The 25,894-nt window shown below is 70.7% G+C and carries 25 protein-coding genes and 2 pseudogenes; 9 read left to right on the top strand and 18 right to left on the bottom strand.

What is annotated here, in order from left to right; all coding sequences use genetic code 11:
• The first annotated feature begins 88 nt into the window (after window positions 1-88).
• Both ACFOW8_RS00130 and ACFOW8_RS00125 read left to right on the top strand, forming a co-directional pair.
• Window positions 89-913 (top strand): helix-turn-helix transcriptional regulator, encoded by an 825-nt coding sequence (locus tag ACFOW8_RS00130; RefSeq protein ID WP_378543434.1) that lies wholly within the window; start codon window positions 89-91, stop codon window positions 911-913.
• Between the two features lie 131 nt (window positions 914-1,044).
• Window positions 1,045-1,695: a Uma2 family endonuclease gene (locus ACFOW8_RS00125; protein WP_378543432.1), complete on the top strand. Its 651-nt coding sequence runs from the start codon at window positions 1,045-1,047 to the stop codon at window positions 1,693-1,695.
• Window positions 1,696-1,731: 36 nt separating this feature from the next.
• Here the strand turns inward: ACFOW8_RS00125 and ACFOW8_RS00120 are convergent, their stop codons facing one another.
• The 4 genes from ACFOW8_RS00120 to ACFOW8_RS00105 all read right to left on the bottom strand — a co-directional run bounded on the left by ACFOW8_RS00120 (window position 1,732) and on the right by ACFOW8_RS00105 (window position 8,286).
• The gene (locus ACFOW8_RS00120; RefSeq protein ID WP_378543430.1) at window positions 1,732-3,333 is read right to left on the bottom strand and encodes a serine/threonine-protein kinase; all 1,602 of its coding nucleotides are present in this window, start codon (window positions 3,331-3,333) and stop codon (window positions 1,732-1,734) included.
• Window positions 3,334-3,421: 88 nt separating this feature from the next.
• A complete protein-coding gene (locus tag ACFOW8_RS00115) occupies window positions 3,422-5,164 on the bottom strand; it encodes a penicillin-binding transpeptidase domain-containing protein (protein WP_378543427.1) in 1,743 nt (580 codons plus the stop codon).
• A gap of 36 nt (window positions 5,165-5,200) precedes the next feature.
• The gene (locus ACFOW8_RS00110) at window positions 5,201-7,282 is read right to left on the bottom strand and encodes an acyltransferase family protein (RefSeq protein ID WP_378543424.1); all 2,082 of its coding nucleotides are present in this window, start codon (window positions 7,280-7,282) and stop codon (window positions 5,201-5,203) included.
• Window positions 7,283-7,413: 131 nt separating this feature from the next.
• Complete coding sequence (locus ACFOW8_RS00105) at window positions 7,414-8,286, bottom strand: arylamine N-acetyltransferase family protein (RefSeq protein ID WP_378543421.1); 873 nt, start codon at window positions 8,284-8,286, stop codon at window positions 7,414-7,416.
• A 120-nt stretch (window positions 8,287-8,406) separates the two neighbouring features.
• Here ACFOW8_RS00105 and ACFOW8_RS00100 point away from each other — a divergent pair, with 120 nt between their 5' ends.
• Both ACFOW8_RS00100 and ACFOW8_RS00095 read left to right on the top strand, forming a co-directional pair.
• Entirely contained in the window at window positions 8,407-9,588 is a 1,182-nt protein-coding gene (locus ACFOW8_RS00100) for a winged helix DNA-binding domain-containing protein (protein ID WP_378543418.1), read from the top strand.
• Window positions 9,589-9,604: 16 nt separating this feature from the next.
• Window positions 9,605-9,832: pseudogene (locus ACFOW8_RS00095) on the top strand (alcohol dehydrogenase); the annotation flags it as partial.
• A gap of 7 nt (window positions 9,833-9,839) precedes the next feature.
• On the opposite strand, the gene nadC reads toward ACFOW8_RS00095, so the two are convergent.
• From nadC to nadA, 3 genes are all read right to left on the bottom strand, one after another.
• Window positions 9,840-10,700: a carboxylating nicotinate-nucleotide diphosphorylase gene (gene nadC, locus ACFOW8_RS00090; protein ID WP_378543415.1), complete on the bottom strand. Its 861-nt coding sequence runs from the start codon at window positions 10,698-10,700 to the stop codon at window positions 9,840-9,842.
• Window positions 10,701-10,839: 139 nt separating this feature from the next.
• Window positions 10,840-12,570 (bottom strand): L-aspartate oxidase, encoded by a 1,731-nt coding sequence (locus ACFOW8_RS00085; protein ID WP_378543412.1) that lies wholly within the window; start codon window positions 12,568-12,570, stop codon window positions 10,840-10,842.
• Between the two features lie 31 nt (window positions 12,571-12,601).
• Window positions 12,602-13,639, bottom strand: a complete 1,038-nt coding sequence (nadA, locus tag ACFOW8_RS00080; protein ID WP_378543409.1) for a quinolinate synthase NadA — start codon at window positions 13,637-13,639, stop codon at window positions 12,602-12,604.
• Between the two features lie 78 nt (window positions 13,640-13,717).
• Between nadA and ACFOW8_RS00075 the strand changes: the two genes are divergently transcribed.
• Window positions 13,718-14,437, top strand: a complete 720-nt coding sequence (locus ACFOW8_RS00075; RefSeq protein WP_378543406.1) for an NUDIX hydrolase — start codon at window positions 13,718-13,720, stop codon at window positions 14,435-14,437.
• A gap of 50 nt (window positions 14,438-14,487) precedes the next feature.
• Complete coding sequence (locus tag ACFOW8_RS00070) at window positions 14,488-14,982, top strand: nitroreductase/quinone reductase family protein (RefSeq protein WP_378543403.1); 495 nt, start codon at window positions 14,488-14,490, stop codon at window positions 14,980-14,982.
• 18 nt (window positions 14,983-15,000) lie between these two features.
• Here the strand turns inward: ACFOW8_RS00070 and ACFOW8_RS00065 are convergent, their stop codons facing one another.
• The 3 genes from ACFOW8_RS00065 to ACFOW8_RS00060 all read right to left on the bottom strand — a co-directional run bounded on the left by ACFOW8_RS00065 (window position 15,001) and on the right by ACFOW8_RS00060 (window position 16,593).
• The gene (locus ACFOW8_RS00065; protein WP_378543400.1) at window positions 15,001-15,168 is read right to left on the bottom strand and encodes a hypothetical protein; all 168 of its coding nucleotides are present in this window, start codon (window positions 15,166-15,168) and stop codon (window positions 15,001-15,003) included.
• 75 nt (window positions 15,169-15,243) lie between these two features.
• Window positions 15,244-15,351: a DUF7144 family membrane protein gene (locus tag ACFOW8_RS29120; RefSeq protein ID WP_449289748.1), complete on the bottom strand. Its 108-nt coding sequence runs from the start codon at window positions 15,349-15,351 to the stop codon at window positions 15,244-15,246.
• Window positions 15,352-15,456: 105 nt separating this feature from the next.
• Entirely contained in the window at window positions 15,457-16,593 is a 1,137-nt protein-coding gene (locus ACFOW8_RS00060; protein ID WP_378543397.1) for an AI-2E family transporter, read from the bottom strand.
• A 127-nt stretch (window positions 16,594-16,720) separates the two neighbouring features.
• Here ACFOW8_RS00060 and ACFOW8_RS00055 point away from each other — a divergent pair, with 127 nt between their 5' ends.
• The gene (locus tag ACFOW8_RS00055; RefSeq protein WP_378543394.1) at window positions 16,721-18,541 is read left to right on the top strand and encodes a serine/threonine-protein kinase; all 1,821 of its coding nucleotides are present in this window, start codon (window positions 16,721-16,723) and stop codon (window positions 18,539-18,541) included.
• Window position 18,542: 1 nt separating this feature from the next.
• On the opposite strand, the gene ACFOW8_RS00050 is transcribed toward ACFOW8_RS00055, so the two are convergent.
• The 4 genes from ACFOW8_RS00050 to bioB all read right to left on the bottom strand — a co-directional run bounded on the left by ACFOW8_RS00050 (window position 18,543) and on the right by bioB (window position 21,028).
• Complete coding sequence (locus ACFOW8_RS00050; protein ID WP_378543391.1) at window positions 18,543-19,076, bottom strand: DUF1353 domain-containing protein; 534 nt, start codon at window positions 19,074-19,076, stop codon at window positions 18,543-18,545.
• Between the two features lie 71 nt (window positions 19,077-19,147).
• Window positions 19,148-19,795, bottom strand: coding sequence for a DUF2567 domain-containing protein (locus tag ACFOW8_RS00045; protein WP_378543388.1), 648 nt, complete (start codon window positions 19,793-19,795; stop codon window positions 19,148-19,150).
• Window positions 19,795-20,004 carry a biotin synthase auxiliary protein BsaP gene (bsaP, locus tag ACFOW8_RS00040; protein ID WP_189033945.1) on the bottom strand — a complete coding sequence of 70 codons (210 nt, stop codon included), beginning with the start codon at window positions 20,002-20,004 and terminating at the stop codon, window positions 19,795-19,797. Before bsaP ends, ACFOW8_RS00045 begins: the two co-directional genes overlap by 1 nt.
• Before the next feature lie 10 nt (window positions 20,005-20,014).
• Window positions 20,015-21,028, bottom strand: coding sequence for a biotin synthase BioB (gene bioB, locus ACFOW8_RS00035; RefSeq protein ID WP_378543385.1), 1,014 nt, complete (start codon window positions 21,026-21,028; stop codon window positions 20,015-20,017).
• 150 nt (window positions 21,029-21,178) lie between these two features.
• Between bioB and ACFOW8_RS00030 the strand changes: the two genes are divergently transcribed.
• Window positions 21,179-21,763: a TetR/AcrR family transcriptional regulator C-terminal domain-containing protein gene (locus ACFOW8_RS00030; RefSeq protein ID WP_378543382.1), complete on the top strand. Its 585-nt coding sequence runs from the start codon at window positions 21,179-21,181 to the stop codon at window positions 21,761-21,763.
• Here the strand turns inward: ACFOW8_RS00030 and ACFOW8_RS00025 are convergent.
• Window positions 21,662-22,579: a DUF6597 domain-containing transcriptional factor gene (locus tag ACFOW8_RS00025; protein WP_378543379.1), complete on the bottom strand. Its 918-nt coding sequence runs from the start codon at window positions 22,577-22,579 to the stop codon at window positions 21,662-21,664. The two genes, ACFOW8_RS00030 and ACFOW8_RS00025, sit on opposite strands and share 102 nt — an antisense overlap.
• A 62-nt stretch (window positions 22,580-22,641) precedes the next feature.
• Between ACFOW8_RS00025 and ACFOW8_RS00020 the strand changes: the two genes are divergently transcribed.
• Complete coding sequence (locus ACFOW8_RS00020) at window positions 22,642-23,220, top strand: TIGR03086 family metal-binding protein (protein WP_378543376.1); 579 nt, start codon at window positions 22,642-22,644, stop codon at window positions 23,218-23,220.
• 7 nt (window positions 23,221-23,227) lie between these two features.
• On the opposite strand, the gene ACFOW8_RS00015 is transcribed toward ACFOW8_RS00020, so the two are convergent.
• From ACFOW8_RS00015 to rnhA, 3 genes and pseudogenes are all read right to left on the bottom strand, one after another.
• Window positions 23,228-24,367, bottom strand: a complete 1,140-nt coding sequence (locus ACFOW8_RS00015; protein ID WP_378543373.1) for an alpha/beta fold hydrolase — start codon at window positions 24,365-24,367, stop codon at window positions 23,228-23,230.
• Between the two features lie 35 nt (window positions 24,368-24,402).
• Entirely contained in the window at window positions 24,403-24,873 is a 471-nt protein-coding gene (locus ACFOW8_RS00010; RefSeq protein ID WP_378543370.1) for an SRPBCC domain-containing protein, read from the bottom strand.
• A gap of 407 nt (window positions 24,874-25,280) precedes the next feature.
• A pseudogene (gene rnhA, locus ACFOW8_RS00005) lies at window positions 25,281-25,715 on the bottom strand (ribonuclease HI); the annotation flags it as partial.
• Between the last annotated feature and the right edge of the window lie 179 nt (window positions 25,716-25,894).

Raw genomic sequence — 25,894 nt, 5'->3', positions numbered from 1 at the left:
CGGCGGCGTGACGATCGGCGGCAGTGCACGCGCTACCTGGGCACCGCGTGCCCACCCTCGCGTCGCCGGACACAGCGATACTGGAGCGGTGACAGTGGATCGACGCACCGAACTCGGCGAATTCCTGCGCTCCCGCAGGGCCAGGCTCAACCCGACCGAGATCGGTCTCACCGATTTCGGTGGACGCAGGCGCGTACCCGGGCTTCGCCGTGAGGAGCTGGCGATGGTCGCCGGGGTCAGTGTGGATCACTATGTGCGCCTCGAGCAGGGTCGCACGCTGCACTTCTCCGAATCCGTTCTCGACGCGGTCGCACACGCTCTGCGATTGAACCCACCCGAACGCGAACACCTGCATCGGCTGGCCAGACCCTGGTCGGGCCCCGAACTACAAGCCACCCAACACGTCCGCCCCGGCCTGCGCCTGCTGCTCGACTTCGCCGCCGACCTTCCCGCCTACATCCTCGGACGCGGCACCGAAATTCTGGCGTGGAACGCCCTCGCGGCGGCACTGTTCACCGACTTCTCGACACTCGCACCCGCACAACGAAACCTGGCCCGGCTCGTCTTCCTTGACGAGGGCATGCGCGCGCTCTTCGAAGATTGGCAGACCAAGGCCGAAGACATCGTCGCGTACCTGCGCCTGGACGCCACCCGCAATCCCGGCGATCCCACCATCGGCGCACTCGTCGACGAACTCATCAGCACCGCACCCGGATTCGGCGACATGTGGGCTCGACACGAGGTGCGCGACAAGACCCACGGTCGCCACGTGTTCGTGCACCCGGTGGTGGGCCGGCTCGACCTCGCCTACGAGACACTGCGCCTCCCCGACGACCCCGACCAGGCCTTGATCGTCCACACCGCACAGCCGGATTCCCCCACCGCTGCGGGCCTGCGTCTCTTGGCTTCCTGACCGGCCACAGCGACCGGCCGGCAGGGTGACCGACGAGGTGCGACAAGCGGTCAGCGCGCCGACCCCCGCACCGGTCAGCGAACCAGCGCGAGGCCGCCGCCGACGGGGCGAGCGGCGCATATCATGTGCTCATGGCGAACCCACATCCGTGCACCCCCGACCTGCCGGAGTTCCTGACCTGGGAGGAGCTCGAACAGCTCCCGGAGGAGATCGCCGAGCAGATCGAGCTGTGGGACGGCCGGGTGGTGTGGGTGCGGCGCGGTCCAGCCGAGCGTCAGGTGTTCACCGGCCTGCTGTTCGCAACGCTCCGGCAGTGGGCAGCCAAGGAATCGTCCGAACGACCCGAGAATTGCTACCGCAGTGGCCAGGAGACCAACGTCTTCCTCGACGCCACCGGCAAATCGAACTTCCTCACTCCAGACTTCCTCGTTCACCGCTGCATAGGCACCTACCAGGACCTCCGCGCCGCTGACACGGTCCTCGTCGGCGAGGTGCTGTCCCCGTCCAACACCAGCACCGACATCGAAGCCAAGAAGGCCCGCTACGCGACCGCGGGCATCCCCTGGTATTGGGAAGTCCACCTGGCCCGAAAGGAAAGCGCCATCGCGACCGTGCGCGCCTACGCGCTCGAGACCTCCCCCGGTGATCTACCCGCCGGGGTCCGTCCGCTGCGTCCGGCGAACTACCTCCTGGTCGGCGAGTGGACCCCCGCCGACGAGCACGGCATCGAGATCGATTTCCCGTTCCCCATCCGCATCCCGTGGACCGAGCTGGCCTACTGATCCGGGTGCGATCGGCCGCCACCGACCGCACCCGGATCAGCGGGTGTCGCCGTCGATGCGCAGGCCGGCGCTGGTGTTCACCACGCGCATGACCATGGCTTTGGTCTGGCCGTTGATGGTGATGCTGGCCAGGCGCATATCGGTGGATCCGTCGGCGTTGTTGCCGCTGACCGCCGTGATGCTGGCGAACGAGTTGATGAGGCGGTCGTTCCAGTACTGGCGGAACGCGGACTCACTGCCGTACACCTGCTGCGCCGCCGGGGTGAGCATGGACCAGGAGCCCGCCGGGTTGCTGTAGAAGTTCTCCACCAGCAAGCCGGCGGAACCGATGTCGACGGTGCCGGTGTTGGTGGTCTGGCCGAGCGCGGCCGGGGTGGCAGCGCTGCTGGTCGCGGGACCGGCGGGGCTCTGCACCGATGTCGTCGGGTTCGCCTGCACCTGCGGCGAATCCGAGTCCGAGCCGCTCATGGCGCTGATCGCGACGGCGACCGCGGCGACCGCGGCGCCGATGCCGGATCCGATGAGCACCGCGCGGCCCTTGCCCGCTGCCTTACGCGGGACGGGTGCGGGCTGGGCGGTGGTCGGCGGATGCGTCGCGGTGTCGTTGCGCACGGGCGGGCGCGGATTCGACCGGATCTGGCGGGTGGTCGCGGTGGAGGCGCCCGCGTGCGCGGCTCGGTTCCCGGACTGCCGGATCACCTGGGTGGCGGCGGCGGAGTTGCGGCGGCCGTAGGCCTCGCTGGCCGGGACGAAACCCGCGGGCACCGCGTCGGCATCGGCGAAGGAGGCCAGCGCGCGTCGTGCCTCCGGCATCGTCGGCCGGTCCAGCGGCTCGGGGCTGAGCAGGTCGAGCAGGAAGTCGGTGGCCGGGCCCGCGTGCCGCGGCTCGCGCACCTGACCGTTGGCGGCGGCGTAGAGCACGGCCAGCGGGTTGGCGTTGGCGCCGTAGGGCGGTTCGCCCTCGAGCGCGTGGAAGAGGGTGGCGCCGAGCGCGAACACGTCGGCGGCGGGCGTCGGGTCGGCGCCGCGGGCCACCTCGGGTGCGAGGTAGGCGGCGGTGCCGCAGATCAGGCCGGTCTCGGTGAGGGTGACGTCACCGGCGGCGCGCGAGATGCCGAAGTCGGTGATCTTCACCTCACCGTGCTCGCCGAGCAGGATATTGCCCGGTTTCACGTCGCGGTGCACCAGCCCGGCCTGGTGGGCGGCGATCAGCGCGGACGCGACCTGCTCGCCGATGCGGGCCACCTCGGTGAGCGGCAGCGGGCCCTTCTGACCCAGCTCCGCGGCCAGGCTGACCGACTTGAGGTACTCCATCACCAGGCACGGATCACCGTTGTGCTCGGTGATGTCGAAGACGACGATGGCGTTGGGGTGCTGGAAGCGTGCCGCGTTGCGGGCTTCCCGAATCGCGCGCTGGCGCAATACATCCCGCTCACCCTCGGGCAGGCTCGGTTTGATGTGGATCTGCTTCACAGCCACGGAGCGTTGGAGGCGTTCGTCGACAGCACGCCAAACGACGCCTGTGCCGCCGCTACCAATACGCTCGACCAGGCGGTAATGCTCCGCGATCTTCTGACCGGTATCGATGGCGCCTACTCCGAACCTTCTCGAAATCGTGACATCCCGCGTATTGACCATGGATATGGCCCGTCGACGAGTGTAGCTGGCCGGGCGCGGACCGCGTGCGGCAGCGTGGGTATTGCCCGTTGCACGAGCGTGACATAGATCATCGTTTCGCGCGCAACATCCGTCCGGCCGCCGCCACCGCGGGCCCGGAACTGCCCGCGTCGGCCACGAAGACGGCGAAGGCGAGGTCGCCATCGATGCCGACGAACCAGCCGTGCGCGTGCTTGTCGTCGAGGTACTCGGCGGTGCCTGTCTTGCCGAGCAGGCCGTCGATATCGCGCAGCTCGGTAGCGGTCCCCGCGGTCACCGTCTCCCGCATCATGGTCGCGATCTGCGCCCTGACCTGCTCGGGGACCGGGGCGGCCTGCCGGTCGGCGGTGCCGGGCCGCCCGCGCACGAGCACGGGCGGCTGCGCCGATCCGTGCGCGAGCGCGGCGGCGACCACAGCCATCCCGAACGGCGACGCGGTGACGGTGCCCTGCCCGATGCTCGCCTCGACCCGCTCGGCGGGATTGCGCGCGGGTGGAACCTTCCCGGTGACGGTCGTCAAGCCGGGTGTCACATAATCCACGCCGAGCCCGAGTTGCTCGGCGGCCGCGGTGAGCCCGTCGGCGGGGAGCCGGACACCGAGTGCGGCCATCGTGGTGTTGCAGGAGCGGGCGAAGGCGGTGTGCAGCGGCACCTGCCCCAGATCGAACGAGTCGTCGTTGGGGATGGTGCGGCCCTCGATGGTCGCGCGGCCCGGGCACGGCAGCACGGTGTCGACGTCGAGCCCGCCCGCTTGCAGCGCGGCCGAGACCGTCACGGTCTTGAAGGTGGACCCCGGCGGGTAGAGGCCGGTGAGCGCGATCGGCCCCTGGGCGTCGGCGGGCGCGTTCTGCGCGAGGGCGAGCACCGCACCGGTCGACGGCCGCAGCGCGACGATGGCGGCGGGCTCGGTCAGTGGGCTCAGCGCGGCCTCCGCGGCGTTCTGCAGGTCGATGTCGACGGTGGTGGCGATGTCGGTGGTCGGGACCGGGTCGGGTCCGGCGATGCGCTGGGTGCCCGCGGGGGTGTGCGCGCGGACCGCCCAGCCCGCGGCGGCATCGGCCTCCTGCTGCCACAGCTCGGCCAGTCCCGCCGTGGTCGGTCCGATCAGGCTCTTGTCGACGGCGAGCAGGCGGGTCTGCGGCGCCAGCGACACCCCTGGCATCGCGGTGAGCGGCTCCCGTACCGGGGCGAGATCGGTCTCGCGCAGGACGACCGCGGTCACCGGCTCGCCAGGGGTGGCGGCCAGGTCGGCGCGCAGGCCTGCCTCGGTGATGCCGTGCGGCGCGAGCAGCGCGGCGACGGCGGGCAGCTCGGCATCGGGCGCCACCCGCACCAGCGTCACCGTCTGCTCGGTCATCAAGGCGCCGCCGGTGGCGTCGAGCACCCGCGCGGGTTCCGGATAGACCGGGCTGTAGCCGAGCGGGCCGAGATCGAGGCCGGGCGCGACCGTGGTGGGGTTCCAGCGGATCTTCCAGCCGTCGTTGTCGACCGCGGTGCCGGTACTGGTGTAGATCCACTCGTTGCGACCGGCGGGCCCGAATCGCCAGGTGGATTCGAGGGTGAAGGTGTCGGCGCCGGTGCCTGCCACCCGGACCGTGTCGTTCGCGCCGAGGTTGTCGAACAGCGTGGTCAGCGTGGGTCCGGCTTGCTCGGGTGCGTCGGTGAGTGCCGCGGCGGCGGCCGCGTCACCGCTGGTCAACGCGGCGGCGAAGGCTTCGGCGACAGTCCGTGGCTGATCGGGTCCGGTCGAACAGGCGACCGGGAGCAGGATCAGCGCGAGCAGCAGGACCGGTGTCTTGCGGTGGATGCGCACCGGCCCGAGGGTAGCCGCACAGCCCGCCGGATCCGGCTACCACCAGCCGGTGATCGCGCCGATCTGCCTGCCGAGTTCGGGCGCGAGCGACCGCGCGTAGCTGGCGGTGAGGTGGTGTTCGTCGCGGTAGATCAGCACATTGCCCTCCACCACCCGGCACCGCTGCGGACGGCACACGGCGTCGGACAGATCGAGCAGATGGACATTGGGATAGCCCGCCGCGGGTTCCCGCGCTGGATCGATCGCCGACAGCGCGGCGCTGCGGTCGAGCCCGCAACTGTCCGCGTCGCCCCGGTGGGCCAGGCAATCGGTGGCACGGTAGAGCACACCGTTGCGGAACAGCCGTGGGGTGTCGCGCAGGGCGAGCACGTTCAGCCCGCGGTCCTGCAGGGCCGTCCACACCTCCAGGTATTCGACCGGAACCTCGTCGCCAGGGCCGTCCATGCGGTAGCGGGTGGACAGCGTGAGCACCCAGTCCGGCGGTTCGGCGGCCAACCGGTCGAGCACCTCCTCGGTCCATTCGCGACACTCCGGGAACGGCCACTCCGCGTACGACGGCTCGTCGACGAGGGTGATCGGGCACCCTTCCTTCAGATACGACACGATCCTGATGCCGTGCTCGACACCGAGTAGCTCCAGGGCGGGCAGCCAGTGCTCGGAGTGCGATCCGCCGACCAGCGCGATACTGCGGGCTCCGGCCGGATCACCGTAGGTACAGGTGCGAACTTCGCGGTTCGGCGTGATACAGCCGTCGGTGGTCGGTGGCGGGCTGTCGGCCTGGCCTTCGAAGACCGTGGGGCGCATCGGCTCGGCCGGATAGTCGGCGCCGGAGAGCAGGGCGGCCGCGCCGGGGTACAGCTCGCTGTCCAGTGCCCGCGGTGGCACCGCCGGATTGGCGCGCAGCACCGCCTGCCAGCCGGACGCGGCGACCAGCACGGCAACCGCGAGCACGGTGACCAGCGTTCCCGCCACCCGATGCCCTCCCACCTGCTGCTCCTGTCCGCGAGGGGGCAGCCGCAGCGGGGTTTCGACCAGGTGGGTGGTGAGATACGCCGCGACCAGCGAGACCCCGATCACCACCAGCCCGTCGACGAGCCCGGCGTCGGCGCGGCCGGTCTCGGCCAGCACGAAGATGAGGATCGGCCAGTGCCACAGGTACAGCGGGTAGGCGATGGCGCCGAGCTCGGTGCAGATCCGCCCGGCCAGCAGCCGGTTCGGCCACGCCGCCGCGCCGCCGGTCCCGAAGCCGGAGACGATCACCAGGCAGGCGGCCGCCACCGGCCACAGCGCGGCGACACCGGGGAACTGGTTGGCGCCGTCGAAGATCGGACCGCAGACGAGCACCATGAGCAGGCCCGCGGCGGCGGCGAGACCACGCACCCGGCGCGGCAAGCGCACCCACGGCGCCGCCACCGCCAGCGCGGCACCGGCCAGCAGCTCCCATACCCGCGCACCGCTGTCGTAGTAGGTCCAGGCCTGGTGATGCGCCGAGCCGAACACCGCGTAGGCGAAGGAGACCAGCCCGCCGCCGAGCAGGACCAGCAGCAGCGCGGGCCGCCCCACCCCGTGCCGCCTGCGCAACCATGCCCAGCCCGCCAGCACCGCCACGATCGCCAGATAGAACTGGCCCTGCACCGACATCGACCACAGGTGCTGCAGCGGGCTCACCGACGGATCGGGCGCGAGGTAGTCGAGTTCGGCGCCGGCCAGATACCAGTTCTGTACGTAGAACATCGAGGCCAGGGTCTGCGCCGCGGTCTCGCCCAGCTGGGTGTAGGGCCGCAGTACGACCGTCGCGACGGCGATGGCGGCGAGCACCACCACCAGCGACGGCATCAGCCTGCGCGCCGTGCGTCGTGCGGTCTCGGTGACGGCCACCGTTGCACTGCGCTCCGCGCCGCGGACCACCGCGCCGGTGAAGAAGAAGCCCGACAGCACGAGGAACACATCGACACCGCCGGAGACCCGGCCCGCCCACACGTGGAAGGCGACGACCAGCGCGATCGCGATCCCACGCAGCCCGTCCAGGTCCTGCCTGCGCCCGGTGACCGGGGTCGCGGGGTCGCCGGGCAGGGCCCGGTGCGGCGCGCGCGCGGACGCGGTCTGGACTCTCGGCACGAACGACCCCAACACATCGAACCCCACGACGAGAATCGGGGGTTTGTTTCCCGGCAAGTAACCACCAATTTGCCGTAGAGACACGTCGGAAGCAAACCGCCGGGCCGGATGGGCGGCCGTTCAGCCGGTCGTCATGAGGTTCGCCACGGGGTTGCGACCAGCGCCGCGGTATCGGCTTCGTCGAGGTCGATATCGAAGATCTCGGTGAGGATCTTGGGCAGCTCGCCGGGCTCGAGCACCCGCGACTGCGCCGTCCCGTCGGGGTGTTCGGTGGTCAGCGTCAGATCGTCGAGGACGTGGTGGACGTCGGGTCCGAACCGCTGCAGGAACGGCCGGGTGGTGAACGGCGAGCGCGGCGAGGTGGAGACGAAGTGGTTGCCGACCGCGTAGTCGATCCGGTATTGCGGACTCTCGGTGAACGTGTAGCGGTCGATCCAGCCTTCGTGGCTGTGCTGGAACAGCACCCACAGATCGCCGTCGAGGGCGTCGGCGCGCCGTTCGAGGCGGTACCGCCACTCGCCGAGCGAGAACTCACCATGCCCGTCGACCAGTTCGAACGGGGCGATCGGGCCGAAACCGAAGCCGACGTCACAGATCCATACCCGATCGTCACCGGGCGCGGTCACCCGCAGCAGCGCGTGGGTCGCAGGCCGGATCGCGCCCGCGGCCAGCGCGCCGTAGGTGACGCGGCCGCTCAGCCCGATGACGCCGAAGCCGAACCGTTCCAGCACGGCCGCGAACACGCCGACGTTCTCGAAGCAGTACCCGCCGCGGCGCTGCCGGATCAGCTTGTCCTGCAGCGCCGCGAGCTCGAGCGGGACACCGCGGCCGAGAATGATCTCGAGGTTCTCGAACGGGATCACGGTGGTGTGTCCGCGGACCAGGGCGTGCAGGGTGTCGACGGTGGCGGTCCGCGGCCCGTCGTAGCCGATGCGGCTCAGGTAGGCGTCGAGGTCGATGTCTTCGCCGAGCCAGTGGTCGTCTCGGTGCACAGCGTCGGTCATGTTCGGCACAACCGCCGCATTCCGGGTGTTGTTCCCTGGCGTGCTCGGCCCGACCCGCGACGACGGCCACCGTCCCGGCTGGGATCGCCGCGTGTCGGTGCCCGCGTCTACCATCCGCGCATGCCCTCGATCGATACCGCGCAGCGCCGGGCCAGGCTGGCGACCAGGCATCGGCTCGCACCCTCGGCCAGGTGCGCCGATCCCACCGAGATCGCCAATTCGATGGTGGTGCTGCACGCCACCGATCCCGCCACGGTGTATCTGTCGGTCGCGGCACGCGGCAGCGGACTCACCCCGGCCGAGGTGGAGCGCGCGCTCTACGACGAGCGCACCCTGGTGCGGCTGCTCGCCATGCGGCGCACGATGTTCGTCGCGCCCACCGCATTGGTGCCGGTGCTGCAGTCCGCGTGCTGTGATCCGATGGCGGTCAAGCAGCGCAAGACCTACAGCCGGTTCCTCGAGCAGGCCGGGGTGGTCGACGGCGACGTGCAGGCCTGGTTCAGCGAGGTCGAGGCGCAGACCCACGCCGCGCTGCTGGCGCGCGGCGCCGCCACCGGAGCACAGCTGGGCAAGGATGTGCCGCGGCTGCGGACCCAGGTCGACACGGCACCGGGCAAGCCGTATTCCAAACCCACCGGCATCACCACCTGGGTCCTGGTTGTGCTCGGCGCCGAGGGGCGAATCGTGCGCGGACGCCCCAACGGCGGCTGGACCAGCAGTCAGTACACCTGGTCGCCCGCGGAAAACTGGTTGCCCCAAGACCTTTCGCCGGTCCCCGCCGCGACGGCCAAGGTCGAGCTGGTGCGCCGCTGGTTGCGCGCCTTCGGTCCCGCACCGCTCACCGATCTGAAGTGGTGGACCGGCTGGACGCTCGGCGAGGTCCGCAAGACGGTCGCCGAGCTCGACACCGTCGAGGTCGATCTCGACGACGGCGGCAGCGGCCTCGTCCTCGCCGACGACCTCGACCCGGTCCCCGCCCCGGAGCCGTGGGCCGCGCTGCTGCCCGCCCTCGATCCCACGCCGATGGGCTGGCAGAGCCGCGACTGGTTCCTCGGCCGGCACGCGCCGGCCCTGTTCGACCGCAACGGCAATATCGGCCCGTCCATCTGGGCCGACGGCCGCATCGTCGGGGGCTGGGCCCAGCGCGCCGACGGCGAGATCGTCACGCGGCTGCTCGAGGACGTCGATTCCGCCACCGAACACCGCATCCGGGCCGAGGTCGAGCGCACCGCCACCTGGTTCGGCGAGGTCCGCGCCATCCCCCGTTTCCGCACTCCTCTGCAACGCGAACTCACCGCGTGAGACGTCTGTGGGCGATGGCGGGCTCCCCGAGCGCGGCCCCGACGAGATCGAATTGCGCGTGCGCAACTGCCACGGTGCCGACGGCTCAGCGCCCGAGCACGATCGGCGCGCGCTGGACTACATCGCCACCGGGCAGGTGCCGGTGCACGATCTGATCACGCACCGCATCCCGCTCGGCGACGTGCTCGACGCGTTCACCGGCGTCGAGCAGGGCGAGGCGATCGAGGTGACCGTGGAGCCGTGAGCCCCGCTCACATGTCGAGGCCGAGATCGAGCACCCGCACCGAGTGGGTGAGGGCGCCGATGGCCAGGTAGTCGACACCGGTGCGGGCGTAGTCGGCGGCCTGCTCGAGCGAAAGACCGCCGGACGATTCGAGTTTCGTGGTCGGCGCGACGGCGTCGCGGCGCTGCACGGCGGCCTGGGTCTGCCAGAGCGGGAAGTTGTCGAGCAGCACCAGCTCGACGTTCTCGGCCAGCACCGCGTCGAGCTGGTCGAGGCTGTCGACTTCCACCTCGCAGGCGATGTCGGGCGCGAGCGCGCGCACCGCGCGGAGGGCGGCGACCACCGAGCCCGCGGCGACCACATGGTTGTCCTTGATCAGCGCCTCGTCGCCGAGCCCCATGCGGTGGTTCACCCCACCGCCGACGCGCACCGCGTACTTCTGCAGTGCCCGCAGCCCGGGCAGGGTCTTGCGGCTGTCGCGGATCCGGCAGCCGGTGCCATCGACCGCGTCGACCCAGGCCGACGTGGCGGTGGCGATGCCGGACAGGTGGCAGACCAGATTCAGCATGGTGCGTTCGGCGGTGAGCAGGCCGCGCGTCGGCGCCTCCAGACTCAGCACCGTCGTACCGGGCGCCACCCTGGTGCCGTCGGAGACCCGGTCGGTGATGGTGTACCCGTCGGCGCCGAGCACCTCGTCCAGCACGAGCAGGCCGATATCGAGGCCTGCCACCGTGCCGTGCTGACGCGACACCACCGACGCCTTGCTCACCGCGTCGGCGGGCACGGTCGCGACGGTGGTGACATCGGGCCCGTAGCGCAGGTCCTCGTCGAGTGCGGTGCGGATCAGCGCCAGAGTTTCGTCACGGTCAACAGCGGGATCAAGACCCATCCCTGCACTCCTTTTCTCGGGCGCCACGCGCGCTTGCTGGATTTCTTGTCGTCGTAGGGGTTCCCGGCGGGCAGTGCCACCGGCACCGCGCGCCGTGGCGGTGGCCGGAAGCCGCCGACGCGCGGTACGTCGATCCCCGTCACCGATCCCCCACCGCGACCGGCGCGAACGCGGTGTCGAGGTCGGCCGATTCGATGGCGCCGCCGGGCCCGAGCCGCAACGCGGTACTGCGCCGCTGCCCGGCGACCGGTCCTGGATGGTCCGACCTGGTATGGCAACCCCGGCTCTCGGTGCGCGCGGCGGCCGCGGTCAGCAGAACACGCGCGGTCAGGGTGAGCGCGGCGTCCTCCACCAATCGCAGTACATCCGGCACGGCACCGTCCTCGACGGGCACGCCCGTCCGCTGCCGCGCCCGCGGCGACGACCCCTCGCCCGCGCTGCCGACCCGGTCCGGCGCGGACGCGGGCCACGGCACTGTCGCGGCACCGGTCGCGACGCCGACCATGGCAGGTGTGGTGATCGCGACCACCGAGCCCGCGGCGGTGATCCGCGCGGCCGCCGCCGCGAGGCCCGTGCCGTCGCGCACGACCGAGGCATGCTCGGTCATCGCGTGCTGTACGACTGCCCGGTCGGCTAATTCGACTGCGTAGGAATCGATCTTCTCGACGCGTGCCCGCACGCCGAGCCGCTCGACGGCAGCCGCACCGGCACGCTCGCCGACGACGAGACCTTCGAGCAGACTGTTCGACGCCAGCCGGTTCGCACCGTGCAACCCGGTCCTGGCCACCTCGCCCGCGGCGTAGAGCCCGGGAACGCCGGTGCGACCGTCGGTGTCGGTGCGCACGCCACCGCACTGGTAGTGCGCGGCGGGTGCGACCGGGATGAGCTGCGCGGCCGGGTCGATGCCGGCGGCCAGGCAGGACGCGGTGATCGTCGGGAACCGCTGCGCGAAACCGGCGATCCGGCGCGCGTCGAGGAACACGTGGTCGGTGCCGGTGGCGCGCATGCGTTCGGCGATCGCCCGCGACACCACGTCCCTCGGCGCCAGGTCACCACGGGGATGCACGCCGGCGGTCACCGAATCGCCTGCGGCGTCGACGAGAGTCGCGCCTTCGCCGCGCACCGCCTCGCTGATCAGCGGCCGCCGCCCGACCCCGCCCGGTGTGTGGAGCACGGTGGGATGGAACTGCACGAACTCCAGATCGGCGACCGCGGCGCCCGCCCACAGCGCCAGCGCCAGCCCGTCCGCGGTGGCGCCTGGCGGGTTGGTGCTCAGTGCGTAGAGCTGGCCGAGCCCGCCGGTGGCCAGCAGGACCGCGGGCGCGTGCACGACACCGAACCCGTTGTCCGACACCGCGACCACGCCGCGCACCCCGTCGGCACCGGTGACCACCCGCAGGGCCGCGGCACCGAAGCGCACCGGCAGTCCGGCCGCGTTCAGCGCCCGCTGGATCTCGGCGCCGGTGGCGTCACCCCCGGCGTGGATGATCCTGCGGGTGCTGTGCCCGCCCTCGCGGGTGCGCGAGATCTGACCGTCGCGGCCGAGATCGAAGACCGCGCCGAGGTCGGTCAGCGCCGCCACCGCGGCCTGTCCGCCCTCGACGATCGAGCGCACCGCGTCGACCTCGCACAGCCCGGCACCGGCCTCGACCGTGTCGGCCACGTGCGAGTCGACCGAATCGCCCCGCGGCGCGACGACGGCGATGCCGCCCTGCGCGTACTGCGTCGAGGTGTCGGTCGGGCCGCCCTTGCTGAGGGTGAGCACCCGCAGTCCACGCAGGGAGGCGGTCCTGGCCGCGGTCAGACCGGCCACCCCGCCACCGATGACCACCAGGTCGGCCTCGGCCTCCCAGCAGACTGTCGCGGTCATGGCCGCTACCGGCTCGACCGCGCCCCGGCGGTCACTCCCCACCGCCGGGGTTGCCGATCGCGATCATCCGCTGCACCGAGGCGCGCCCTGCCTCGGCCATCGCCTGATCCACGTGCACCTCGTCGGCGCCCTCGACCAGGCAGCGCAGCAGCGCGGCCGGGGTGATCATCTTCATGTACGGGCAGGAGGCCCGGTCGTTGACGGCCTGGAAGTCGATGCCGGGCGCCGCCTTGCGCAGCTGGTGCAGCATGCCGATCTCGGTCGCCACCAGCACCTGGTTCGACTTGGCCACCTTCGCCGCGTCGATCATGCCGCCGGTGGACAGGATGTGCACGCGGTCGGCAGGGAACGAACCCTCGCCCGCCAGGTACAGCGCGGAGGTGGCGCAGCCGCACTCCGGGTGCACGAACAGCTCGGCGTCGGGGTGGGTGCGCGCCTGTTCGGTGAGCTCGTCGCCGTTGATGCCCGCGTGCACGTGGCATTCGCCCGCCCAGATGTGCATGTTCGCGCGGCCGGTCTCCCGCTTCACGTGCGCGCCGAGGAATTGATCCGGCAGGAACAGCACCTCACGGTCGGGATCGATCGAGGCGACCACGTCGACGGCGTTGGAGGAGGTGCAGCAGATGTCGGTGAGCGCCTTCACCTCGGCAGTGGTGTTCACATACGACACCACCACGGCGCCTGGGTGCTCGGCCTTCCAGGCGCGCAGGTCCTCGGCGGTGATGGAGTCGGCCAGCGAGCAGCCCGCACGCTGATCCGGGATGAGCACGGTCTTGGCCGGGCTGAGGATCTTGGCGGTCTCGGCCATGAAGTGCACACCGCAGAACACGATGGTGTCCTCTTCGGCCTCGGCCGCGATGCGCGACAGTGCCAGCGAGTCGCCGACGTGGTCGGCCACGTCCTGGATCTCGGGCAACTGGTAGTTGTGCGCGAGGATGGTGGCGTTGCGCTCGCGCGCCAGCCGCCGTACCTCCCGTGCCCACTCCGGCGTCGCCTCGACACCCGTGTACCCCGTTGGTCCGTCGAAGACCGAACCCATCAGCGTCGGCTGCGCGGTCGTCGTCGCCATGGTGGCTCCCTTCCTCGTGCGAGCGGCGTCATCGCCTCGATTCGCACCAAAACAGGTTTTCGACTTAGAATCGAAAACGTGCCCCATAGTAACACCATCCACGAATCGCTCACCGCGGTGTTCCAGGTTCGCCGCTTCCTGGCCGACGTTTCCGCTGGTAGAGGGTCCGCAAGGCATCCCGAGCTGGCGGTGCTGCTGTGGCAGCGGGCACTGGACCCACAAAAGGGCACCTGGTCGCTACCCGGCGGGAGGCTGCGCGACGACGAAGACCTCGACACCTCGGCCCGGCGGCAGCTCGCGGAGAAGGTCGACGTGCGCGAGCTGGATCACCTGGAACAGCTCTCGGTGTTCAGCGCCCCCGATCGCGTCCCCGCACCGCGCCGCATCGCCTCGGCCTACCTCGGCCTCGTTCCGCTGACCACCGAGCCGGCACTGCCGTCCGACACCACCTGGCACCCCGTCGCGGCCCTGCCCGAGATGTCCTTCGATCACCGCACCGTCGTCGACCACGCCCGCACCAGGCTGGCGGCGAAGCTCTCCTACACCAATATCGCCTACGCGCTGGCCCCCGATACCTTCACCATGTCGACACTGCGCGAGATCTATTGCGCCGCGCTGGGATACGACGTCGACACCACCAATCTGCAGCGGGTCCTCTCCCGCCGCAGGGTGATCACCCCCACCGGTGCCACCGCCCCGTCCGGCCGCGCGGGCGGCCGTCCCGCCGCGCTGTACCGCTTCACCGATTCCGGTCTGCGCGTCACCGACGAGTTCGCCGCCCTGCGCCCACCCAGCTGACCACCGCGCCGTCGCCGATTTCTGTCGGTGGGCGCTGGCACACTACGCCCATGGACGAGAACGCAGCCGAACACGTGCAGCAGACGGTCACCTCCTACGACGACCCGGACGCGCCGTGGAACCGGGAGTACTCCCCCGAGGAGATGGCCAGCTGGAACGACGAGGTGATCCGGGAGTTCCGCGACAACGGTGGCCGGGTCGGTGGTGACTACGAGGGCGGCACCCTGCTGTTGCTCACCACCACCGGGGCGCGGAGCGGTAACCAGCATGTGGTTCCGCTCAGCGCGCTGTACCGCGACGAGGTGCTGTATGTGAGTTCGTTCATCGAGGACCGGTATCCGGCCTGGTACCACAACGCCAAGGCCGATCCGCGGGTCACGATCGAACTCGGCGGGGAGAAGTTCGCCGCCACGGCCGATGTGCTCACCGGGCCGCGCTACGACGAGTTCGCGGCCTGGGCGCTGGCGGAGAACCCGTTGCTCGCCGAATACCAGGCCAAGGTCGACAAGCCGCTGCCGCTGGTGGTGCTCACCCGCGACGCGTAGGCCGGGCGAGCGCGCGATCTAGCTGTCGTACCTGCGGTCCCGGTGCTTGGCGGTGCGGCGGTAGGTCCGTCCGCTCGGCACCGCGGTCGCGGCCGACGAGCCGCGCAGTGCGTGCCTGCGCCGCCACGCGGTGAGATCGGGCCGCTCGGTGGGTGTTTCGGCGGTGTCGTTCGTGGTGCCGGGCACGGCGTTTCCTCCCCCGGGACGATATGGTGACCGGCCAACGGTAGGCGAGCACGGCGTCGGCCCGCCACCGGATTTTCAGAGCGGTTCGAGCTGCCGGTTCGCCACCGCCCAGATCACCACGATGTCGATGCCGATCACCAGCACCGACCATGCCGGATCGTAGGGCCGACCCCATGATGCCACGCAGAATCGCCAGCGCACCCACCACCAGCAACAGCGCTACGGCCAGCATCGTGACGCCGGCGGCGACAGCGTGCCGCAGCGGATACCGCTGGGCCGCACCGGCGGTCACGGCGTGCCAGGAGCCGGGGCACCACCAGCGGGCGGCTCGGCCGCGGCCTGCTCGTCCTTCTCGGCACGAGTGAGGGGCGCGCCGATCAGCACATCCACCCAGCGGGTCGACGGGTCGATATCGATGAGCAGGGCCTTCACCAGCAGGGTGAGCGGAACGGCGAGGATCGCGCCGAGGCCGCCGAGCACCCAGGACCAGAACACCAGGGACAGGAACGTCAGCGTCACACTCAAACCGACCGCGTCACCGACGAATTTGGGCTGGATGATCGACTGGATGACGAAGTTGATCACCGAGTAGATCACGATGACCCAGATCATCAACCCCGGCCCGCCGTCGAGCAGCGCCAGCAACGCGGGCGGGATGACCCCGATGATGAAGCCGATATTGGGGATGTAGTTGGTGATGAACGACAGCAACGCCCACAGCAGCGGCAGCGGTACCCCGAGCAGCCACAGCGCACCGCCGTCGAGCACCGCGACGATGGCGCCGAACACGGTCGACACCACCAGGTACTTGCGGGTACCGAGCGCGAATTCGGTGAGCGCGTGCGCGATCGCGGGCCGTTCCCTGGTCACCACGCTCATGCGCTGGCGGATACTCATTCCGTCGACCGCCATGAACAGCAACAAGGCCACGACGAAGAACAGGTTCGAGAACACCCCGAGGACACCGCCGAGCAATTCGTCGAGATAGCCGACGAGTTTGTTGACATCGATGCTCTGCAGCGCCTTCTGGATCTGCTCGTCGCTCACGCCCGCGGCGGCCAGTCCGTCGCGCAGATGATCGAGCAGTTCGTTCAGTTTGTCGCTGTACTGGGGCAGCTGCGAGGCCAGCTGAAAGGCCGAAAGCGCCAGTGCCCCACCGAGCCCGACCAGGATCAGCATCACCGCGGTGAAGCCGAGCACCATGCCCGCCCAGGCCGGCCAGCCGCGGCGCTGCGCCCAGGTCTGGACCGGTTGCACCGCGATGGTGAGCATCAACGCCAGGAACAGCGGGCCGATCACTCCGGCGAACGCTTTCATCCCGCCGATCGAGACGACCGCGGCCGCCACCGCGAGCAGCACGATCAGCCCGCGCGGGATCGACCATGCTTCGGGAGCGGGCGTAGTGGTCTGGCCTGGCATGCGCATACCGCGACGCTAGGAAGCGCGCGGGCCGACCACATCGCCCGTTCCGGGTGAACTTCCGTTGCGGTGCGGTGCGGTGCGCATGTCAGGTCGCCGAGCCCGGTCGCGGCGGCCACCATAGACTCGTCCGGTGAGTTCGGGTCGGACAGTGATCGACCAGCGCTTCGAGTTGATCGAACCGCTGGGCAGCGGCGGGATGGGAACGGTGTGGCGGGCCTACGACCTGGCCCTGCACCGGGAGGTGGCGCTCAAGGAGGTCCGCACCCTCGACACCGCCGCGCCCGACCGGGCGCTGCATCGTGAGCGGGTGCTGCGCGAGGCGCGGGCGGTGGCGCGCATCGGCGGCCATCCGAACGTGGTGACCGTGCATCACATCGTCGACACCGGCGAGCACGAGTTCCCGTGGATCGTGATGGAGCTGGTGCGCGGGCGCTCGCTGTCGGACCTGCTGGCCGATGGCCCACTGCCGCCCGGCCGGGTCGCCGGACTCGGGCGGGGCATCCTGGCCGCACTGCGGGCCGCGCACGCGGTCGGGGTGCTGCATCGCGATGTCAAACCGGCCAATGTGCTCGTCCGCGACGACGGCACACCGGTGCTCACCGATTTCGGGATCGCCGCCATCAGCGGCATGACCGCGCTCACCGCCACCGGCGGCCTGGTCGGATCACTGGATTACGTCGCGCCGGAACGGCTCAACGGGATCGAGGGCGACCCGGCCTCGGACCTCTGGTCACTCGGGCTTGTCCTGTTCTTCGCAGTGGAGGGCTACCAGCCGATGCGCCGGGAATCCTCGGTCGCGACGCTGGCCACCGTGATCAGCGGCCAGGTCCCCGCGCCGCAGCGGGCGGGCGCGCTGTCCGGGATACTCGGCGCGCTGCTGGTCGCCGATCCACGTGGCCGCCCGGACCCCGTGGATCTGGACCGCATGCTGGCCGACGCCGCGGCCCGCGAGACCGGGCCCGGCGGGCAGTACGCCCTCCCTGCACCGGCGCCGGGCTCCCAGCTCGGCGAACCCATCCCCCACCCCGCCGGACCACACTCCGTCCTACCGCCCGCGGCCTACGGATCGAATCCCAGCACATCGACCCCGGCCGCTGGATCGCACCCCGGCACACCGCTCGCCGCCTCTGGATCACACCCCGGCACACCGAACCAAGCCCCGGGTTCGCACCCCGCGGTCCCGACCCCGGCACCGGGCTCAGGCCACGGCACCCCCGCACTCGGCGCCTGGGCGCACCCGACCGCACCCGCACCGGGCCGAGGAACGCCGTACCCGGTCGGTCGACCAGAGGTGTGGACAGCGCCGACGCGACCATCGTCGTCCCGGCGGAATCGGATTGTCGCCGTCGCCGGGGGCGCGACCCTCGTGGCCGTCGTGGTCGCGGCACTCCTGCTCCGCCCCGACGGCTCCGGGCAGAACCCGAGTGCCGCCGACACCTCGTCGACCCCGGCGGCATCGGTCACCGGCGTACCGACTCCCCCGGTATCCGCCACGGGCCAACCTGGACCGGTTTCGGCCCTGCACGTCCCAGAGAACCTGCGCGCGGCGGTCGCGGCGCTGGAATCGGCCACCGGCGGAACAGAATTCACTCGCACGACGATCTACCCGGACTTCATCTCCACCGGCGCCCCGGTCCCCACCCGGCCGACCGTGTACGACGAATTCGACTACCGCGACGGCAGGGCGGACCGTACCGGTCCCGGCGGCGATCTGTCCGAACCCACCGTGCGCCTGAGCGACTTCGACTGGGACACCGTCCCCGAACTGTTCCTGGTCGCCGAGCGCGATCTCGGTGTTCCCGAACCCACCTCGCGCTATCTGATCGTCGAACCCGCCTGGACCTTCAACGACGACCGGCCCACCCTGCTGGTGTATGTCTCCGACGACTACGGCGGCGGTTATCTGGCCGCCGACCCGGACGGCACGATCGTGGACAAGATCCCGCGCTGACCTACGCGGTCTTCATCTGCGGCGTCGGCGGCGGCTCGCTGGTGCGCCTGCCCAGCCTGCCCACCGCCCAGAACGCCAGCTCGACCGCCCAGAACACCCACAGCGCCACCGTCACCACCGCGACGGGGATCAGCAGGAACACGACCGACGGCACCGCGACGAGCAGCCAGCGGGCGAGATCACCGGCGCTCGCACCACGCAGCCTGCTGCCGAGCCGCACCGCCGCCCACATCATCCAGCGCCGGGGCACCGAGATCCCGAATTCCCGCAGGCAGCGACGGAACAGGCCGTCGGCGTCGGCCCGGCCGACGGTGTCGGTGCGGCACAGGTAGTCGTGCAGGATCGCGGCCCTGGTGTAGGCGCCATAGCGCGGGATGAGCCACACCAGCGCACGCGGTACCGAGGCGAAATCGGTGCGGAAACCGGCCGGGACCGTGAAGGTTTCGACCGCGCCACGGTAGACGAGCGGCTCGGTGAGCCGCCAGAATTTCTCGTCGAGTTCCTCGACGACCGGACCACCACCGATGAATGCCACGACCTACTCCTCCCGGGCCGCCTACCTGCCGATACGGCGATGGTACGGCCAGACCGGGGCGGGCCGGACGCTCAGGCGCGCGGTTGCGGAGTCGAATCGAAATCGCCGCTGGGCCGATACGGCGCGACCGCGCCGGCGACGGGATGGTCGTCGGATGCGGCCGGGCGCAGGTCGCCGAGCAAACCGGCTGTGCCTGAACCGAGATCGGTGCGCGGGTGCAGTGCGGCCAGGAACAGCAGCACCAGTGCGGCCAGGAACGGCTGCACCAGCAGCGCGAGGGGGGTGCCGAGTTCGGCGGGCAGCGCGATGATCTGGCCCACCGGCGGGTCGTCGGGCCGCGGATAGCGCAGCAGCGCCACCGCTTCGCCGACCCACATCATCACCGCCGCACCGAGACCGGAGGCCAGCAGGATGCCAGCGACCAGCGCGGGCCCGCGCACCGCGCGCACCCGCCAGGCCGCGGCCACACTCAGCACCGCGACCACCGCGCCCGCGCACAGGAACATGCCGACGGCGTCGAACAGGTGCATGCTCTCGCCGGTGAGGACGGCGGCCCGGCCGGGCTGGGTGACCCGCAGCCGTTCGGTCGGCGCGAGCATGCCCCACACCACCCCGGCAACGGCGCTGGAGGCCAGCACGGCCGCGGCGACGAGGCCGACCCCGATCAGCTCACGGCGCAACACTTCCGGTCGCGGCGCACTGCCCGCATCGCCGAGCACTAGCGGCGTTCCAGCTGTGCCGATTCGATGACCCCGTGCCGGGAGCACTTGGCCCACCAGCCGTCCGGGCTCACCTGCACGATCATCCGGCGGCCGCACTGCTCGCAGAAGCGCGGCGGTTCGAGCCCGAGCGCGGCGGCGGCAGGCATCGCGTCGTCGAGGCCCGGCACGATCCGCTTGCCGGTGAACGGGTTGTAGCGCTCGTCCATGGCGGTCACCCTACAGCGTGTCGTTGAGCGCTTTGATCGGCATCTTCAGCTCGCCGAGCAGGTCCAGGTCCGACTCGGCCGGCCTGCCGAGCGTGGTCAGGTAGTTGCCGACGATGACGGCGTTGATGCCGCCGAGAATGCCCTGCTTCGCACCGAGGTCGCCCAAGGTGATCTCGCGGCCGCCCGCGAACCGCAGGATGGTCCGCGGCAGCGCGAGGCGGAACGCGGCGACGGCCTTGAGCGCCTCCGCGGCGGGCAGCACCTCGAGGTCCCCGAAGGGGGTGCCGGGGCGCGGGTTCAGGAAGTTCAACGGCACCTCGTCGGGCTCGAGCGAAGCCAGCTGCGCGGCGAACTCGGCGCGCTGCTCGATGGTCTCGCCCATGCCGAGGATGCCGCCGCAGCACACCTCCATGCCCGCTTCACGCACCATCCGCAGGGTGTCCCACCGCTCCTCGTAGGTGTGGGTGGTGACCACCTTCGGGAAGTGCGACTTGGCGGTCTCGAGGTTGTGGTTGTAGCGGTGCACGCCCATCGCGGCCAGCTGGTCGACCTGCTCCTGGTTCAGCATGCCCAGCGAGCACGCCACCTGGATGTCGACCTCGTTGCGGATCGCCTCGACACCCGCCGCGACCTGCGCCATCAGGCGCTCGTCCGGACCGCGGACCGCCGCGACGATGCAGAACTCCGTGGCGCCGGTCTTCGCGGTCTGCTTGGCTGCCTCGACCAGGCTCGGGATGTCGAGCCAGGCCGCGCGCACCGGCGACTGGAACAGGCCCGACTGCGAGCAGAAGTGGCAGTCCTCCGGGCAGCCGCCGGTCTTGAGGCTGATGATGCCCTCGACCTCGACCTCGGGGCCGCACCACTTCATCCGCACCTCATGGGCGAGGCCGAGCAGTTCCTCCAGGCGGTCGTCGCCCAGTCGCAGCACCTCGACGGTCTGCTCCTCGGTGAGGCCGACGCCCCGCTCGAGCACCTGCTCGCGGGCGATGGCAAGAATGTCGGTCCGGACGGGTGCCTGCGTCACGACGTGATGTCCCTTCGACGGGGTGCGTGCACGTGGCACGGGTGTGATCCACCCGGCGTAGCCGTGCAACTTGAACGGTGTTCAGGATAGGGTAGCGGCTACCGGATGCTCTCGACACCCGGGTGGGTGAATTCCGACGGAAGGACACGTGTGCAGCTGCGGAAGACGGATGTGGTCGACGCCGCCGTCGCGATTCTGGATCAGTACGGCCTCGCCGATCTGACCATGCGCAGGCTGGCGGGCTCGCTGCAGGTGCAGCCGGGCGCGCTGTACTGGCACGTCAAGGACAAGCAGACGCTGCTCGGCGCGGTCGCGGACCGCATCCTGGCACCGATGGACGAGCCGGTCACCGCCACCGAATGGCCCGAGCAGCTCGCCGAACTCGCTCACCGCCTCCGCGACTGTCTGCTGGCCTACCGCGACGGCGCCGAACTCGTCTCGGCCACCTACGCCTCCCGGCTCACCACGAGCAAAGCACGAGAACGCCTGGCGGGCATCGTCATCCGGGCCGGGATGACCAGGGAGGAGGCCGAACTGTCGGCCTATACCCTGCTGTACTACGTGCTGGGCCAGACCGTCGACGAGCAGTCGAGGATGCAGATGGACTCGGTCGGCGCGCTGCCCGACGGCGCCTCACCACTGCACGACTCCCCCGACCCGACCGCTCGCTTCGACTTCGGGCTCGGGTTGTTCGTCGCGGGCGTCCGCAGCATCCTCGGCACCCGTATCCGCTAGCCGCGCCGACCTCGAGCAACGCCCCTTCGCGACTTCCGAAAGTGCCTGTTCTCCCCGCTCGACGGGACGACGCTCGTAGCGCAGCGCGTAGCTGGTCGGTGGCTCGCCGAAGATCCGGCGGAACTCGCGACTGAGGTGAGCCTGGTCGGCATAGCCGAGTTCGGCGGCGATTCCGGCCCAGTCCACCGCGACGCCGGCGGCGAGGCGTTCGGTGATCTCGTGCAGCCGGTAGCGGCGCACCACCCACTTGGGGCCGATCCCGACACAGTCGGCGAACAGTCGCTGGAGTCCGCGCACGGTCAGGCCGTAGCGTTCGGCGAGCACGTCCACCCTGGTCACCGTGGGGTCCGCGGCGATCGCGGCCACCACCTCGGCGGCGAGACAGGCTCGGGGATCAGGGTCGGGCAGATGTGCGCGGAGGAAACGCTCGACCGATGCGTGGTCGGCCACAGTGGGGGTGTCCGCGCCGAATACCGTTGCGGCGTCGACCATCCGGTCGCGCAGTCCGGCCACCGGACCGCCGAGGAACGGCCGGAACATCCCCGGCCGGAACGCGACACCGAACACCGAACCTGCCCCGGTCAGTTCCCGGAACACATGCGACGACGATGGTCCGTGCAGCTCGGCGTGCCCGTCCCGGAAACTCAGATGCACGTTCGGCAGCGGCACGATCAGCTGCCGGTACGGCCGTTCGTACCGCCAGCGCACCGACCAGTACCGCTCGACATAGGGCGCCAGGTCAGCCGACGGCACGTCGAACGCATGCCGTTGCGCCGCCCGCCAGGCACCGCCCAGTTCCCGCGGATCACGCTGCACGCCGCGAGTGTATGTCGCGTTCGTTCAAGACAGCACGGGACCGCGGATGGTTGGCTCGAACCATGTCCGACACCGAACGCGTGGCACTGGCCGCCGAACCTCTGTCCTCGCTGCTGCACACCCTGTCCCCGGATCGCCTCGGTGAGCCGACACCCTGCGCCGACTTCGATGTCCGTGCGCTGTTGAACCACCTGCTGTTCTGGGGGCCGTCGCTGATCGGCGCCGCACGCAAGGAAGCTGTCGCCCCGCCCGCGGCCGCCGAATCCGATGTCGACCTGACCGCCGGCGACTGGGCCGCGGCCCTGGTCGCCCAGCTCGGCGAACTGGCCGAGGCATGGCGGGATCCCGCGGCGTGGCAGGGTGTCACGCGGATGGGCGGCCCGACGGAGCTCCCTGCGCCGCTGGTCGGCGGCATGGTCGTCGGTGAGCTCGTCGTCCACGGCTGGGACCTGGCCCGCGCGGTCGGGGCCACCGTGCGGTGGGAGCCCGAGCTGCTCGATCGGGTCCTCGACGAGACCGCGGCGACCGCCGCGCAGGGCAGGGCCATGGGTATCTACGGACCGGAGGTCCCCGTCTCGTCCGACGCGCCGCCCATCGATCGTGTCCTCGGCCTCACCGGCCGTGACCCCCGCTGGAAATGACCGGCCGTCACTGCGGTTCCACCGGCGACTGCTGGTAGCGCTGCACGAAGGGCAGCACCTGGGATTCGAGCACGGCGTTGTACTCGTCGGGACGCTGCCGGGGATTGGCATGCCCGATGTTGCGGGGACGCACCACGAGCAGGGTGCCGTCGACCCCGCCGACCAGCTCGATCAGTGCCTGATGGGAGTAGTCGACGTCGACGATGTGGTCCCGCGCGGCGTCGCGTGGCCGGAGGAAGACGATCGCCGGGCGCGGCTTGTCCGGGTGCGCGCGGGCAAGCGCCCGGAGATCCCGGGCGGCGCCGCCTGCGACGATCGCCAGGAACTGCGCCTGGATCAGGCCGTTGCTGGCGGCATCACGGGAGAAGACCTTGTCCCGCAGCACCTCAACGGCGACCGCGCGCAGCGCGGGGTAGTCGATATCGACGATCAGCCCCTCGCGGTCGGCGAATCGCTCACGGCGCGCGGTGACCTCGATCGCGAACCGCAGGATCCGGCTCTCCCGCGCGCCGGGCAGCCACCCCATCAACCGCATGAGATCCGTTCCGCGGCTGCGGCTTTCCGGCCGCACCGCGTTCAGGTCGACCGGGGTGCAGTCCAGCAGCACCGCGACCAGCCTGCGATCGCTGCCGTAGTGGATGTGGCGTGCCACCTCGAGCGCGATCACCCCACCCATGCTGTGCCCGACCAGCACGATATCGGGCACTCCCGCCAGCGTTGTCGCCTGCACGATCAGCTCGGCGATCACCTTGGTGTCGACACCGGCGTTGTCGTAGCGCACCGCCCACACCACCCCGAAGTTCCGCAGCGCGGGCAGGGCGCGCGCGGTCGGCTCGGCGTTCAACCCGCCGAGACCGACCATATCGACCACCGCGGTGTCCCAGCGCTGGTCGTCGAACGGCGTCGCGACCGGCAAGAGTTCGGGATCGGTGCGCGCCAGCCGATCCCGCTCCGGCATCACGTCGTGCTGCCAGTACTGGGCGAATACCGTCACCGCGGCCAACACGACCACGAGACACCGCAGCAGCACCAGCCGCGTGCGCCGCCACGACGGCGCGCCGCTGCCCCACCGGGTTTCGCGCAGCCGGGCACGCCGTCGCGCGTCGTCATAGTCCGCGACGGTGGACGGATGCCGTTCGAACGACATCACTCCACTGTAGGTCCGGCGCGGGCGCCGAGTGGTCAGTCGACGGTGCCGCGCTCGGCCAGTGCCGTCAGCTTCGCCAACGCCATCCGCCAGCCGATCTCGTTGTCGGCCGGGCTGAGCCCCGGTGGCACGTCCTCGTGGACGGCCTCCAGATCGGTGCCGCCGTCGGCCGCCTCGAACAGGCTGAAGGTGATGGTCTGCGCGCCTGCCATCTCCGGCTTGTCGGTCACGAACTCCAGGACCTCGACCACCTGCTCGTCCGGGATCAATGTCAGGAACCGGCCGTAGTAGGCGTCGTGCTGCGGTTCGGTTCCACCGGCTTCGGTCGTCTCGCCATGGGTGACGGTGATCGAGAAGGAGCCGCCCTCCGCCGACTCGAACCGATGTACCTCGCTGGTCAGGTCGTCGGGCACCATCCAGGTCTTGACCGCATCCGCCTCGATCAGCAGCCGGTAGACCGTCGCTCTTGGCGCGTTGATATGCGTGCCCATCCTCGTGGTCGCCATAGGCCCAGGCTAGCCCTCTTCGCGCCGGTTCGACGTGGCCTGCCGCCTGGCGCGCCCGACCTCCGCGCCAACCCGAACACTGGTGTGCGAGAGCGCGCGGGTCGGTACCCGAACCCGGCACTCCTCCACTACTCGATACCCGGCAGACCGGCGTCCGCGGTGCCCCGATGTCGGCCGCAGCGGCCGCCGCCGGTGGCGACACCACAGGGTTTGCCCTTGGCCGTCGGTGCGCCACATTGCAGGGCCGGATCGTGGAGATGACAGAGCCCCGAGGGATTGGCTTCGATGCGGCAGCGGGCACCGGATTTCGTGACCGCGCCGCACGAGCCGGACGACGGGGACACCGCCGGTTTCGGGGCAGCCTGCTTGCGCTCGCGCCGGGGCACCCGGCCCGGTTGCTCAGCTCTGCCACCCGCTTCGACGGCGCCCCGGACGGCGAGCCGGTCGGCACGTTCGTTGCCGGGATCGCCGGCATGGCCTTTGACCCACCGCCATTCCACGTCGTGTTCGGCGCAGGCGACAACGAGTTCGCGCCACAGGTCGGCGTTCTTCACCGGTTCGCGCGACGTGGTCAGCCAGCCGTTGCGCTGCCAGCCGTGCACCCACTTGGTGATCCCGTCGCGCACATAGGTGCTGTCGGTGTGGATGATCACCGTCGAGCGACGGGTGAGCGCACGCAGCGCACGCAGCGGGGCCGTGAGCTCCATGCGGTTGTTCGTGGTCGGCCCGGAATCGGAGCCGTAGAGCTCCTTCTCCCGCTCGCCGTAGCGCAGGAGGGCACCCCATCCGCCTGGACCGGGGTTCGGGCTGCACGCTCCGTCGGTGTAGATCACCACATCCACGGCACGAGGCTAGCGGCCCGGACGGTGGCAACACCAATTCGGCGGCCACGTCGCGAAAACGCAGAAAGGCCCCCAGCATCAGCTGGGGGCCTTTCGCAACAGTTTGTCCGGCGGTGTCCTACTCTCCCACACCCTGTCGAGTGCAGTACCATCGGCGCAGGTGGCCTTAGCTTCCGGGT

This window comes from Nocardia rhizosphaerae (assembly GCF_042650365.1).
Lineage (GTDB): Bacteria > Actinomycetota > Actinomycetes > Mycobacteriales > Mycobacteriaceae > Nocardia > Nocardia rhizosphaerae.
Note: the sequence above shows the minus strand (reverse complement) of the source record. Positions and strands in the feature narration are given on the sequence as shown.